Origin of the sequence: Kribbella sp. NPDC051952, from assembly GCF_040680855.1 — a bacterium.
Lineage (GTDB): Bacteria > Actinomycetota > Actinomycetes > Propionibacteriales > Kribbellaceae > Kribbella.
Genome location: NZ_JBFAXQ010000016.1, coordinates 95,728 through 109,659, shown reverse-complemented (window position 1 = coordinate 109,659; position 13,932 = coordinate 95,728). Strand labels below are relative to the sequence as shown.

Here is a 13,932-nt window from a genome sequence, read left to right as displayed (position 1 = left end):
CCGATCCGGTGACAAAGTATCGAAACATTTTCGAAGCTTCTGGGCGCTCGCCACAGTTTCCACCGGAACTGTGAATCCCCTGTGCCTGCAGGGCTATCCGTGACCTCACTGTGACCCCGAAGTGCCACTAGTTCAAGTCTTGACAGCGATACCTGCGAAATCTATGTTTCGAAAACAGTCTTTATTGGCAGGTGCTTCCGCAACCTGCGGGGCAGCATGGAGTACGGAGATCACAGTGGATCCCATGAGCACATCTCGGCGTACCTTCCTCGGTCTGGTCGGTGGCGGCGCCCTGGCGGCCGGACTCGCCGCGTGCGGCAGCTCCGGCCCCAAGAGCACGCCCGGTTCCACCGCGGGCGCGGCGGCCGGCAGCGGGACGACGTACTGGTTCCTCACCGGACAGCCGCAGCAGGCCATCCGGGAGGCACAGGTCAAGCGGTTCAACGACGCGAACTCGGGCACCCAGATCAAGACCACCGAGTTCCAGAACGACGCGTTCAAGGCGAAGATCAAGACCGCGATCGGCGCCGGCCAGGGCCCGACGCTGATCTGGGGCTGGGGCGGCGGCGGCTTGAAGGCCTACGTCGAGGCCGGCCAGGTCGAGGACCTGACCGACTGGCTCACCAACGACCAGGCCGACCTGAAGAACTCGATCTTCCCGTCCGCCTTCACGGCGGCGACGGTCAACGGCAAGATCTACGCGGTGCCGGGTGAGACTGTGACGCCGATCGTGCTGTTCTACGACAAGCGGTCCTTCGAGAAGATCGGTGCCGAGCCCCCGCAGTCGTGGGGCGACATCATGGACCTGGTGCCGAAGTTCAACGAGAAGGGCATCGCGCCGTTCTCGCTCGGCGGTCAGTCCCGCTGGACCAACATGATGTGGCTGGAGTTCCTGTTCGACCGGATCGGCGGCGCCGAGGTCTTCCAGAACATCTTCGACGGCAAGAAGGACGGCTGGTCCGACCCGTCCGCGCTCAAGGCGCTCGACGAGATGCAGAAGCTGATCAAGGCGAACGGCTTCATCAAGGGGTTCTCGTCCATCACCGCCGACTCCAACGCCGACCAGGCCCTGCTCTACACCGGCAAGGCGGCGATGATGCTGCACGGCGCCTGGACCTACGGCAACATGAAGACGGCCGGCAAGGACTTCGTCACCGGTGGACACCTCGGGTACATGAACTTCCCGCCGGTCGACGGCGGCAAGGGCGACCCGAGTGACACCGTCGGCAACCCGGGTCAGTACATGTCGATCTCCTCCAAGGCGAGCCAGGCCGACAAGGACACCGCGAAGAAGTTCATCGCGAGCAACACCCTCGACGACGCCACGGTGGACGCCTGGGTGAAGTCAGGCAACATCCCGGTCGTGAAGAGCGCGAAGGAGAAGCTCTCGTCCATCACGGACAAGAACGACTCCGAATGGCTGAACTTCGTCTACGACACGGCCGCGAACGCGAAGAACTTCGCGCAGTCCTGGGACCAGGCCCTCAGCCCGACCCAGGCCGAGACGCTGCTCGACAACATCGCCAAGCTCTTCCAGCTGTCGATCTCTCCCCAGCAGTTCGCCGACAGCATGAACGCGGTGATCGGCCAGTGACTGTAACCGCTCCGCCCACGACACCACCTGTCGCGCCGGCGACTCAGCGTCACGCAGGTTCGTCCGGCGTCGGGCGGAGCGGTTCGGTTGCCTGGATGGTGCTGCCTGCCCTGGTGATGTTCATCGTCTTCGGGGTCGTCCCACTGCTCGGCGTGCTCTTCCTGAGCTTCACCCAGTGGGACGGCCTCGGCGCGATCAGCCCGGCCGGTATCTCGAACTGGAAAACGGTTCTGTCCGATCCGCAGTTGCCGCACAGCATCCTGGTGACCTTCGAGATCATGATCCTGTCCTGGGCGGTGCAGACTCCGATGAGCCTGCTGCTCGGCACGTTCCTCGCCGGCCGCCAGCGGTACCGCGCGTTCCTCGCGGTCCTGTACTTCATCCCGTTGCTGCTCAGCTCGGCGGCGATCGCGATCACCTACAAGGCGCTGCTCGACCCGAACTTCGGGCTGGGGCCGGGCCTGCACCTCCCGTTCCTGACCCAGGACTGGCTCGGCCGCAGCGACCTCGCGGTCGGCGTGGTGATCTTCATCGTCTCCTGGCAGTTCATCCCGTTCCACTCGCTGATCTACCAGGGCGGCGTCCGGCAGATCCCGACCACGATGTACGAGGCGGCGTCGATCGACGGCGCCGGCCGGGTCCGGCAGTTCTTCAGCATCACGGTGCCGCAGCTGAAGTACACGATCATCACCTCGTCCACCCTGATGGTGGTCGGTTCGCTGACGTTCTTCGACCTGATCTTCGTCCTCACCGCGGGTGGTCCCGGCGACGCCACCCGGGTCCTTGCCCTCGACATGTACAAGCGCGGCTTCATGTCCAACCAGATGGGTCCGGCCAGCGTGATCGCCGCCCTCATCGTGCTGCTCGGACTGGCGCTCGCCCTGCTGCTGCGCAGGCTCGGCGGCAGTACGACGGCCAGCCAGCAGGAAGGTGCGTGACATGGCAGTGGCGACCAGCAGCACGAGTACGGCGACCCGGCGGGCCCAAGGTGGTCCGGTCCGTGCCCACAAACTGCTGCAGCTCAACTGGTTCGGCGGACTGGCCGGCTGGCTGTGGCTGGCGATCGTACTGATCCCGCTGTACTGGATCGTGGTCACCAGCTTCAAGGACCAGAGCGCGTACTTCAGCCAGAACCCGTTCGCCCTTCCGTCGGAGCCGACGACCGAGAACTACAAACTGGTGATCGAGTCCGACTTCCCGCGCTACTTCATCAACAGCGTGATCGTCACGATCGGCACGATCATCCCGGCGGTCGCGATCTCGTTCATGGCGTCGTACGCGATCATCCGCGGCGCCGGCAGCCGTTTCCTGGCCGGCGTGAACGCGATGTTCCTGATGGGGCTGGCGATCCCGCTGCAGGCGACGATCATCCCGGTGTACCTGCTGATCATCAAGATGCACCTGTACGACAGCCTGCTGGCCCTGATCCTGCCGTCGGTCGCGTTCTCGATCCCGCTGTCGGTGCTGGTGCTGTCGAACTTCATCCGCGACGTACCGAAGGAACTCTTCGAGTCCATGCGCGTCGACGGCGCCACCGAGTGGGGCATGATGCGGAAGCTCGCCTTCCCATTGACCCGGCCCGCGCTCGTCACCGTCAGCATCTACAACGGCCTGGGCGTCTGGAACGGGTTCCTACTCCCCCTGATCCTGACCCAGAGCCCCGACAAACGCACGCTTCCCCTGGCCCTCTGGACCTTCCAGGGCCAGTACAGCGTCAACGTCCCGGCCGTCCTCGCCTCGGTGGTCCTGACCACCCTCCCCATCGTCATCCTGTACGCCGTAAGCCGCCGCCAGCTCCTCAGCGGCCTGACCGCCGGCTTCAGCCGCTAGTCACGACCTCCAGCTGCGCGGCCGGGACGCCAGGGCGAGGGATCTCCCCTGATCTTGTGCCTTCTCCGCTGATCTACCAGCAGAGAAGGCACAACTCCAACGGATATCCCAGGGGAAGCTGGCAAGTAGTTTGCGGGCGTCTGCGCTCGGGGAGCCGGCCGGGGCGGTGTAGACGACCATGGCCAGGCCTGGGTCGGAGCGGAACTCCATTGCTTCGAAGTTGACCTCGAGGTCACCGACCACCGAGTGGTGCAACTACTTGACGCCGGTCCGGTGGAAGCGGACGTTGTGCGCCGCCCAGGGCAAGGTCTTCGATCGCGCTATCGATCTGACCGAGGTTCCCGACGGATACCGCGGCATGGACGAGCGCGAAGCGTTGGAGGTGCTGATAGGAACGACTGTATGACCACTTGGACAGCTGATGAACTGCAGCGGATCGGCGACGCGGAGGAGTTGGGCGTCGCCTCGGTCCGGGCCGATGGCACGCTTCGGTCGTACGTGACGATCTGGATGGTTCGGGTCGGCGACGACATCTACATCCGCTCCATGACCAGCGAGGGCACGCCCTGGTACCGGCGGGCGAAGGCCAGCGGGGTGGGCCGGGTCCGGGCCGGCGGGGTCGAACGGGACGTCACATTCGGCGAGGTCGATCCCGACGTTCACGGCGACATCGATGCCGCCTTCCACACCAAGTACGACCGCTTCGGGCCTGGCCCGGTGGGTGCCGTGGTCGGGCCGACCGCCCACCCGGTCACGTTCCGGCTCATCCCCCGCGACTGAGTCCCTCGCAACTGAGTCCCCTGCGACTGAGTTCCCTGCGATTGAAGGAAGAACTGATGGAATACACACGTCTCGGTAACTCGGGGCTCAAGGTCAGCCGGATCTCACTGGGCTGCATGAGCTTCGGCGACACCTCCCGCGGGTTCAACGAATGGGCTCTCGACGACGCCGGCGCCGAGCCGGTGTTCCGGCAGGCGGTCGAGCTCGGGATCACGTTCTGGGACACGGCGAACGTGTACGGGTTCGGGAGCTCGGAGGAGATCACCGGCCGGGCGATCGGCAAGTACAGCCGGCGGGAGGACGTCGTACTCGCGACCAAGGTGCACTTCCGGATGCACGACGGGCCGGGCGGTTCCGGCCTGTCCCGCAAGGCGATCATGGAGCAGATCGACGCCTCGCTGACCCGGCTGGGGACCGAGTACGTCGACCTCTACCAGATCCACCGCTTCGACCCGGAGACGCCGGTCGAGGAGACGATGGAGGCGCTGCACGACGTCGTACGGGCGGGCAAGGTCCGTTACCTCGGGGCGTCGTCGATGTGGGCGTGGCAGTTCGCGAAGCTGCAGCACGCGGCCGACCTGCACGGCTGGACGCGGTTCGTCTCGATGCAGAACCAGTACAGCCTGATGCAGCGCGAGGAAGAGCAGGAGATGTTCGGCCTGCTCGCCGACCAGGGCGTCGGCAGCATCCCGTGGAGCCCGCTCGCGAAGGGCCGGCTGGCCAGGCCGTGGGGAACGCAGACCAAGCGCGCGGACACCGACCCGATGGGCCGCCGCTTCACCGCGGCCAACGACGAGCCGATCGCCGACGCCGTCCAGAAGGTCGCCGAGGACCGCGGTGTCCCGATGGCCCAGATCGCCCTCGCCTGGGTCCTGCACAACCCGGTCGTCGCCGCTCCCATCGTCGGCCCGACCAAACCGCACCACCTCGCCGACGCGGTCGCCGCCCTCGACCTCACCCTCACCGAGGACGAGATCGCCACCCTCGAGGCGCCGTACACCCCACGCCAACCAACGGGCTACTGATCCCGGTCAGCCATAGAGGCCATCGACGCTTCGGGATCAGGGCAGTACGACGGTTCGGCGGCCGTGGGTGCTGGTGCGTTGCCAGGCGGACTCGATGTCGCTCAGGGGGACGCGGTCGAGGTCGAAGGTGAGGTCGCCGGACCGCGTCCACTCGAGCACCTGGTTGTAGGCCTCGCCCATCGTCTCCGGGGTCAGACCCCGAGCAGCGCCGTAGATCTCCACGCCCGAGGTCCGCAGCGCCGCAGCCGGTACGACGAGATCCGCGCCGGCCACCTCGCCGGTCTGGATCAGCCGGGTCGGCTTGGCGAACGCGAACGAGTCCGGCGTCAGCGAACGCAGCAGCAGCTCGGTCGGCCGCCCCCACAGGAAGTCGAGGACAACGTCGTACCCCTCGCCCTTCGCGTCCTTGAAGGCCTGGATCAGTTCGTCGTCGGAAACGGCCGTGTTGATGACCGCATCCGCGGCGAGCTCGCCGAGTTGCTCGTCGTCGCGACCGGTGGCAACGATCCGCCCGGCGCCGAGCAGCCGCGCGACCTGGACCGCGAGCCGCCCCGCGACCCCGGTCGCGCCTTGCACCAGCACGGTCTCCCCCGCCACCAGACCGCCCGCCAGCTTCATCGACATCCCGGTGATCGCCGACGCGAGCACGGTCGCGACCGCGGGCTCGATCCCGTCGGCCATCGGCACATACGACCCAGCCGGTACGACGGTCTTCTCGGCGAGAGCGCCGTACGGCGAACGTGGGTTGCCGAAACCGACCACGGTCCCGTCCGGCAACCGCCCGATCCCGTCGAACACCGGGATCATCGGCAACTGGCTCACGTACTGCCCGGCGGCGAAATGCTTGCCTGCGGCAATCGCCTTGTCCACGTTCTCGACCGCGGCCGCGATCACCTCGATCAGCACCTCACCCTCGGCCGGGACCGGATCCGGGAAGTCCTCGTACCGCGGCACACCGCCGACCTCGTGGAGCACTGCTGCCTTCATGCCACCCACCCCTCTCTAACACCGTTAGAGTCACTCTAACACTGTTAGAATCCGGTTCGTGAGCCTGGACCGGAAACAGATCGTCAACGAGGCCGTGGCGCTCCTGGACGCAGAGGGACTCGACGGCGTCACCCTGCGGAAACTGGCCGCGCGCCTTGGCGTCCAGGCACCGACGCTCTACTGGCACCTGCCCAACAAGGCCGCCCTGGTGACCGCGATCGCCGAGGCGATCGTCCCCGAGCCCACGCCGGCCGCTCCGGACCAGCCGTGGCAGGAGTGGCTGACGGACGTCGCCGTACGACTCCGGGCCGCGCTGCTCGCTCACCCGGACGGAGCCAGGGTCGTGTCGGCGGCACAGCTCTCGGTCAAGATGGCGGCGCTGTCCGAGCTCGCGATGAGCACGCTCGTCGACCGCGGGATCAGCCTCCGCGATGCCCGCATCATCGTGCTGACCGTCGAGCGTTTCACCGTCGGTCACGCCCTCGAGGAGCAGTCCCCGCCGCCGGACACCACCGACTTCGACCTCGAGGCCTTCACCGCCGCCCATCCGGTCTCGGTGGGCGCCATCAAGGAGTACTTCGAACCCGGTCGAACGGTCGACGATTTGTTCCAGGATTGCCTCGAAGTGGTCATCGCCGGGGCCGGAATGATCGCCCAACGGTGAAGGTAGGATCACAGACAGTGAGATCGCTGGGCAGATGTGTAAAGTCTGTAACGAAAAGACTCCCAGTAATCCTTTTCCTGCCGTAATCTGCCGGACCATGCACAGAGGCGAGCGGGCCAGGCGGCCCAGGCGGCCCAATGTTGTTCAGTCGGTGTTCGTGTTCCTGGTCGTGAGCGCCCTTGCCGGAGCCCTGGTTGCCGGGCTGGCCCTCCCCTTCGCCGGTCTGATCGGAGTGACCACGGCGAAGGCCCACGACTCGGTCCAGTTCCTGCCACAGGAGCTGGAAACGGTGCCGCTGACGCAGAAGAGCTTCATCAAGGCCGCCGACGGTACGACGATCGCCACGCTGTACCAGGAAAACCGGACGCCGGTCACGCTGAAGCAGATCGCCCCGGTCATGCTGAAGGCGATCGTCGCGATCGAGGACGACCGGTTCTACGAGCACGGCGCCCTGGACGCCAAGGGCACCCTGCGAGCGCTGCTGCGCAACAAGGCGGCGGGTGGGGTCCAGCAGGGTGGTTCCAGCATCACCCAGCAGTACGTGAAGCGGACCCTGATCACCAAGGCCCGGACGCCGGAGGAGGTCCAGCAGGCCACCGCGGACACCTACGAGCGGAAGATCCTGGAGCTGCGGTACGCGATCGCGGTCGAGAAGGAGCTCTCCAAGAACGAGATCCTCAACGGTTACCTGAACCTCGCCTTCTTCGGCGACCGCTCGTACGGCATCGACGCCGCGGCCCAGCACTACTACGGCGTCCACGCCGCCAAGCTGAACCTGCCGCAGGCGGCGATGCTGGCCGGCCTGGTGAAGAACCCGAGCGGCTACGACCCGATCGACCACCCGAAGCCGGCCAAGGCCCGCCGCGACGTGGTGCTGCGGCGGATGCAGGAGCTCAACATCATCACGGCCAAGGAGGCCGACGCCGCGATCGCGACCGCGGTGATCGACCCGGCCAAGGTGATCACCGTGCCGAGCGGCTGCGCGAACTCGCGGTACCCGTTCTACTGCGAGTACGTCGTCGGCCAGCTCAAGCAGAACCCGGCCTTCGGCAAGACGCCCGAGGAACGGGAGAACTACATCGAGACCGCCGGCCTGGTCGTCCAGACGTCGATCGACCCGAAGCTCCAGGCCGCCGCCGAAGCCTCGATCAAGAAGCACTCCAAGCCCACCGACAGTGCGATCGCCGCGATCAGCATGGTCGAGCCCGGCACCGGTCTGGTGAAGGCGATGGCGCAGAGCAGGCCGTACGGCAGCAAGAAGGGGCAGACGGCGTACAACTACAACGTCGAGAAGTCGTACGCCGGTGGGTACGGCGGATTCCAGAACGGCTCGACGATGAAGGCGTTCACGATCGCCGCCGCGATCGGCAAGGGCGTCCCGATGACGTACCGGATCAACTCGCCGCAGACCCTCGACCTGAGCGGCAAGAAGTTCAGCACCTGCTCCGGTACGACGTCCGACGACAGCTACCACCCGAAGAACTCGACCCACACGGTCGCGGACCCGTCGATGCTCGACGCCGCGAAGGCCTCGACCAACACCTACTTCCTGCAACTGTCCGAGCAGATCGGCCTGTGCCCGATCGCGACCATCGCCTCGAAGCTCGGGATGTACGACGCCCAGACGATGAAGCCGCTCGACCAGGTCGTCTCGTTCACGCTCGGGTCGGCCGGTCAGATCACGCCGGTCATGCTCGCGAACGCCTACGCGACGTTCGCGGCCCGCGGGATGTATTGCAAGCCGGTGATCATCACCTCGATCATCAACAAGGGCAAGCCGGTCCCCACTCCGGGTCCGGAGTGCAAGCGCGCGCTCTCGCCGACGGTCGCCGACGGCGTCAACTACGTGCTGAACAAGGTGATGGAGCCGGACGGCACCGGTGGCAAGCTGAAGTTCGGCCGCAGCGACCTGGCCGGCAAGACCGGTACGACCGACGAGAACCACGCGGTCTGGTTCGCCGGCTACACCAACAAGCTCGCCGCCGCGTCGGTGGTGGCCGACGCGAGTCCGCCGTACGAGAACCTGATCAACCAGACGCTGAACGGCAAGAAGATGCGCGACGCGTCGGGTTCCGGCACCGCGGGGCCGATCTGGGAGAGCGCGATGCAGGCGGGCCTGCGCGGGATCGCGACGACCAAGTTCGTCCAGCCCGACGACAAGACCATCCGCGGCAACGTGAAGGACCTGCCGTACCTGAAGGGCATGACCCCGGCCGACGCGGCCAACAAGCTGGTGTCGATGGGCTTCAAGGTCGCGGTCGCACCGGAGCGGGTCGACTCGGAGGTCCCGAACGGCTTCGTCGTCCGGACCACCCCTCGGCAGGAGGACGGGGCGCCCGCGGGCGCGACCGTGACCCTGATCCTGTCCAACGGGAGCAAGGCTCCGCCGACCCTTCCGCCGACGCCGCCGGTCATCCCGCCACCGCCGCCGATCACGCTTCCGCCCGGTTTGCCCACCTGTAAGCCGTGGCAACCGAAGTGCCGCCCGCCGCGCTGACCCGCTGCTCGCCTACCCTTCATCGCACCTGAGGGGTGGCATCGCACCCGAGGGGTATCGCACCTGAGGGGTAGGCGAGAGGGTGAGGGCGTGCTGCGTCGCAAGCTGGCGGTCACCGGTCTGATCGGGTTCGTGATCGGGGCGATCGTTGCCACGATCATCGTTGTCGCGGTGAGGCAGGACGAGCCCGTCGCGGATGCCGCCGCGCGGAAGGCGGACAAGCCGTTGCCGACCGCGCCGGTGCCTACCGCGACGCCGATCGCGGCCAAGGTGCCGAAGCTCGATCTGTCCGCGGCCAATCGCCGTACGCCGATCCCCGGGCTGCCGGACTGGAGCAAGGCCGGGTACCGCGAGGGGGCCGGGCTGCCGGACGATTCGTTGGTCAACCCGCAGTGCCGGATCACGCCGGATCGCTTGGCGGAGTTCGGCGTACATCCCGATGACTCCCAGGACGACTCCGACGGGCTGCAGAAGGCGATCGACACAATCCGGACCGACTGTTCCGGGCAGGCGTCGTACGAGAAGTTGTCGCTGATCCAACTGCCCGCCGGTGTTCTCGACGTCACCAAGCAGCTCGGGGTCGACGCCGACTACCTGATGATCCGCGGCGCCGGTACCGACAAGACCCGCTTCGTCTTCCGCCCGGACGAGAACACCCGGTACGACGCCCTGACCAAGGACGGCGGGGACTGGGACGAGGACGGGATGAAGTTCGAGGACGGGAACGGCGGGTGGCTGTGGCCGGGCCGTGGACTGTTCCGGGTGCAGAGCCGGGCCGTGGATCCGGACTACCAGAAGGCGTACGAGCAGGCGCCGGCCAACCGCAAGGATCTCTTCGAGGGCACGGTCAACGTGCATTGGAAGGCCGGGCTGAAGCTGCGGGAGAAGCCGGGTGGAGCGGGGTTCGCGGCGAAGGCCGGCGACACCGTGATCTACCTGGACGAGAAGGCGTCACTCCACACCGTGAAGCCCGGCGGGTACGTGAACGTGCGGGCCGCGAACACGATGAAGTTCTACGAGCAGCAGCACGCCGTGCCAACCGATCAGGAGCTGCAGAACCTGCACATGCGGCAACAGCTCTTCACGGTCAAGGCGGTCGACCCGGCCCAGCACACCGTCACGATCGACAAGCCGTTGGAGTACGACGTACCGGTCGACTCGACGTCCGACGGGTCGGAGAAGATCGACAAGAAGGTGTATGCGTCGAAGCTCTCGCCGTTGGTGGATCCGGTCGTCGGCGTCGGTCTGGAGAACTTCTCGCTGACCCAGCCAGTGGCCGCGGCGGCGACCGATGCCGTGCACAACTACGGCAACCTCGCACCTGCTGAGGAGATGCACGGCATCGTGCTGAAGTGGGCCGTGAACTCGTGGGTGCGCGGCATCCGGACCACGATGACCGGTTCGCACGCGATCGTCACCGAAGAGGCGAAGAACCTGCAGATCGAGGGCAACCAGTTCGACGGCGCCTGGAACAAGGGCAAGGGCGGCAACGGCTACCTGCGCGGCTCCCGGGTCTGGGACTCGATCTACGCCGGCAACGTATCCCGGGGCCTGCGGCACCTGACCCTGCAGTGGTCGTCGTCCGGCAACGTTGTCATCGGCAACGACCTGGACTCCGACCTGAATCTGCACGGCGGCTGGGAACGCCGCAACCTGTTCGAGCTGAACACGGTCCGGATCCCGTACGAGCACCGCTCCGCGAACTGCAGGTCCAACTGCGGCGGCGAAGGTGGCGAGCAGAAGGACGACTCCACCTGGTTCCCAATCTGGTGGGCAACCGGCCAGAAGGCAGTCAAGTGGTCCGGCGCCACCGGCCCCCAGAACGTCTTCTTCAACAACAACCTCACCAAACAAACCAAACCCGCCGCCCCCTTCACCCCCTACCTCCCGAACCACCACACCATCTACCAGTTCGGCTGGAACGGAACGGCGTACCAACCGCTGTCGGCCGGCGGCCAACCGATCCCCGACTGGTCCGGCCACGAACAAGACAACTTCACCGCCGCAACCGGCCTCGACACCTCAAAGACCGACCCGAACCAGTCCCTCTTCCTCCACACCGTCGGGTGAGTTATCCACAACTTCATGTCGACGGCTCACCGGAGAGTCGGCGATACCTAGACTTCTGGGCATGAAGCGCCTGGGGCTCCGCATCATCATTGTCGGCCTGATTCCCGCTCTCGGCCTGGCTGCGTGTACGTCGTCGCCCGGCTCGGGCCGGCTGTCGACCGATCCGCCGATCGCGCGTCCGGTTGACTTCGACCAACCGACAACACCGCAGGATGCCGACAAGTCCTACCCACCCGGAGATCGGACGTCGCAGGCCCTGCAGGCGGTCGCGGCACGTGACAAGACAGTGGTCGCGGCAGGGTTCGACGAGTCGTTCAACGTCAGCCGGCCGCTGTTCCTCACCAGCAACGACGGTGGTGAGACGTGGGTACGGCGTTCACTCGACAAGGCATCCGTCGAGCGGTCGAGCACGTCCGAGGCAGTGACAGATCTGGCAGCCGGTTCAAGTGGCTTCGTTGCCACCGGCTACGGCTACCCCGGTCCCGTGCTGTGGCACAGCTCGGACGGCGCCAGTTGGCAACGACTGCAACTTGATGCCAAGACGCTCGCGAACACTGATTCCGTGGGTGCGATCACAGCGACCGCGACTGGGTTCGCCATGGTCGGTAGCAGCAACCTGGGCGAAAATCACCTGGTCTACTGGCAATCCGTCGACGGCACCACCTGGCGTCGTACCGATGGCCCCGCGATCGGGCTCAAGCCGACGACGAAGGGAGATGTCTCAGCCGACGAAATAGTTGCCTCGGGCAAGACTGTGGTGATCAGCGGGAACCTGTCCACGCCGGCCGCCAAGCAGACCGATCGGCTGCAGTACTGGTATTCGACAGATGCCGGCAAGACATTCCGGTCAGCGGCCGTGCAGGGCGAGATCGCCACTGATCAGCGGGTTTACAACAAAGCGCTCACCGCTGCCGGAGGCAAGTTCGTGGCGCTCGTCCAAGGCAGCGGTTTCGATGACTCCGACAGTGGTTCCTGGGACGGCGTCATCGTCGAAGGTGGGAGCGCCGGCTCGTCGTGGCACGTCGCCGCGAAGCCTTGGGTACTCGGATCGTCCTTCGAGGAAATGCCCGGCACACTGGTCAGGACCGGCAAGGACTGGGTGGCCACTGCGGAGGTCCGCGCCGGGACGGTCGACACAACCGTCGCCGTCGGTCCGGCCTGGCCACAGCTTGCCGACGGCACCGACACGAACAGCCAGCGTGGTCGCGGAGACCAGCTCGTCATCGACTCGGTTGCGGTCGGCAACGATGCGGTGATGGTGGGTTCGAACAACCGCAGCGGCTCGATCGAAGCGGCCGTCTGGCGTTACCGGGATCTGCGAGTCTCAGCGATCGCGCTGCCGCCCGAGGCCGCCGCCGGGCGAGCCTCGTCGAGTGTGGCTACGATCTTGCGGGCCGGCCAGGAACTGGTGGCGGTGGGCGACGTGTCCAGAGCACCGACTGCGTGGAGCCGCAAGGGATCGACGTGGCAGGCCACGACGCTGCCTGGACGCAAGAACGGCCAGGACGTCGTCGGGCACGACGCTGCCGTGACCGCCGACGGTCGAGTGGTCGCGGTTGGCGAGAAGGACCTGACGCTAGGGCAACGGGCTGTGGTCTGGGTCAGGGCCACAGGTGGCGAGTGGGCAGAGGTCGATTCCCCCACGTTCGGCGTCGGGAGTCGATCGCCGTTCGGCGGACCCACCGCATCGGCGGTGGCCGTCGGACCGTCGGGATGGATCGTGGTCGGTCAACGACATGACGGCGACGGACATTTCGACGCGTGGTCGGCGTACTCGAAGGATGGCAAGACGTGGGTCGAAGGTGTGGGCGGCAAGATCCTGTCAGCTGGGACCGGCACCGACACCCGCCGGACCCGGGCGCAGAACCTCCGCAGCGTGAGCACCGGAGAAGCCGAGATGACTACGGCACTCGCAGTCGGATCGAGGTTCGTCGCGGGCGGCGATCGGGGAGACGGGAGTCCGGCCGTGTGGCTTTCGCCGAACGGAAGCGACTGGAAGTCCGTGGTGAACCTGCCACTGGCCAGAGGCGTCCATTCGGCAGTTGTCCGGTCGTTGGGGCGGATCGGCAATACGCTCGTCGCTGTCGGCGAGTACGAGCGAAAGGACGGCGATGTCGACAGTGGGTGGGTGAGTTGGACCTCGAAAGACGGCGGGCTGACCTGGACCGCCAGCCAGATCGCGGTCGCGGCTCGCGCGATCGGCGCCAACCTTGTGAGCGTTTCGAACGGAATTGTCGCGCTCGGCAACACTGGCGGGCACGACGACATCGATGCTGCCGCGTGGTTCAGTCGAGACGGGCGTACCTGGAAGCCGATCCCGCTGGCTGGCGACCGCATCAAGGGCCCCGGGCGGCAAGGACTTGTATCGGCTGTGTCAGTGGACGGCAAGCTGCTCGCGGTCGGCTACGACGTTCCGCCGTACGGCGGTGGCTACTACACGCTCGAGATCGACATCCCGAAGTAGTAGCTCGTGCGAGGGTCACTA

The 13,932-nt window shown here is 66.4% G+C and carries 11 protein-coding genes; 9 read left to right on the top strand and 2 right to left on the bottom strand.

Annotated elements, in window-relative coordinates:
- Positions 1 to 244: 244 nt before the first annotated feature.
- The 3 genes from AB0L70_RS27355 to AB0L70_RS27345 all read left to right on the top strand — a co-directional run bounded on the left by AB0L70_RS27355 (position 245) and on the right by AB0L70_RS27345 (position 3,424).
- Positions 245 to 1,594 (top strand): extracellular solute-binding protein, encoded by a 1,350-nt coding sequence (locus AB0L70_RS27355; RefSeq protein WP_363688986.1) that lies wholly within the window; start codon positions 245 to 247, stop codon positions 1,592 to 1,594.
- A gap of 95 nt (positions 1,595 to 1,689) precedes the next feature.
- On the top strand, positions 1,690 to 2,532 hold the full coding sequence (locus tag AB0L70_RS27350) for a sugar ABC transporter permease (RefSeq protein ID WP_363688984.1): 843 nt from the start codon (positions 1,690 to 1,692) through the stop codon (positions 2,530 to 2,532).
- A 1-nt stretch (position 2,533) separates the two neighbouring features.
- The gene (locus AB0L70_RS27345; RefSeq protein ID WP_363688982.1) at positions 2,534 to 3,424 is read left to right on the top strand and encodes a carbohydrate ABC transporter permease; all 891 of its coding nucleotides are present in this window, start codon (positions 2,534 to 2,536) and stop codon (positions 3,422 to 3,424) included.
- Here the strand turns inward: AB0L70_RS27345 and AB0L70_RS27340 are convergent, their stop codons facing one another.
- A complete protein-coding gene (locus AB0L70_RS27340) occupies positions 3,425 to 3,667 on the bottom strand; it encodes a hypothetical protein (protein WP_363689150.1) in 243 nt (80 codons plus the stop codon).
- Positions 3,668 to 3,826: 159 nt separating this feature from the next.
- Between AB0L70_RS27340 and AB0L70_RS27335 the strand changes: the two genes are divergently transcribed.
- Positions 3,827 to 4,204, top strand: coding sequence for a DUF2255 family protein (locus AB0L70_RS27335; RefSeq protein ID WP_363688980.1), 378 nt, complete (start codon positions 3,827 to 3,829; stop codon positions 4,202 to 4,204).
- 56 nt (positions 4,205 to 4,260) lie between these two features.
- A complete protein-coding gene (locus tag AB0L70_RS27330; RefSeq protein ID WP_363688978.1) occupies positions 4,261 to 5,229 on the top strand; it encodes an aldo/keto reductase in 969 nt (322 codons plus the stop codon).
- Between the two features lie 36 nt (positions 5,230 to 5,265).
- Here the strand turns inward: AB0L70_RS27330 and AB0L70_RS27325 are convergent, their stop codons facing one another.
- Complete coding sequence (locus tag AB0L70_RS27325; RefSeq protein ID WP_363688976.1) at positions 5,266 to 6,216, bottom strand: zinc-binding alcohol dehydrogenase family protein; 951 nt, start codon at positions 6,214 to 6,216, stop codon at positions 5,266 to 5,268.
- A gap of 58 nt (positions 6,217 to 6,274) precedes the next feature.
- Here AB0L70_RS27325 and AB0L70_RS27320 point away from each other — a divergent pair, with 58 nt between their 5' ends.
- The 4 genes from AB0L70_RS27320 to AB0L70_RS27305 all read left to right on the top strand — a co-directional run bounded on the left by AB0L70_RS27320 (position 6,275) and on the right by AB0L70_RS27305 (position 13,911).
- A complete protein-coding gene (locus AB0L70_RS27320) occupies positions 6,275 to 6,880 on the top strand; it encodes a TetR/AcrR family transcriptional regulator C-terminal domain-containing protein (protein WP_363688974.1) in 606 nt (201 codons plus the stop codon).
- 151 nt (positions 6,881 to 7,031) lie between these two features.
- Positions 7,032 to 9,377: a transglycosylase domain-containing protein gene (locus tag AB0L70_RS27315; RefSeq protein ID WP_363688972.1), complete on the top strand. Its 2,346-nt coding sequence runs from the start codon at positions 7,032 to 7,034 to the stop codon at positions 9,375 to 9,377.
- 90 nt (positions 9,378 to 9,467) lie between these two features.
- Complete coding sequence (locus AB0L70_RS27310; RefSeq protein WP_363688970.1) at positions 9,468 to 11,447, top strand: hypothetical protein; 1,980 nt, start codon at positions 9,468 to 9,470, stop codon at positions 11,445 to 11,447.
- A gap of 61 nt (positions 11,448 to 11,508) precedes the next feature.
- Positions 11,509 to 13,911 (top strand): hypothetical protein, encoded by a 2,403-nt coding sequence (locus AB0L70_RS27305; RefSeq protein WP_363688968.1) that lies wholly within the window; start codon positions 11,509 to 11,511, stop codon positions 13,909 to 13,911.
- The last annotated feature ends 21 nt before the right edge of the window (positions 13,912 to 13,932 follow it).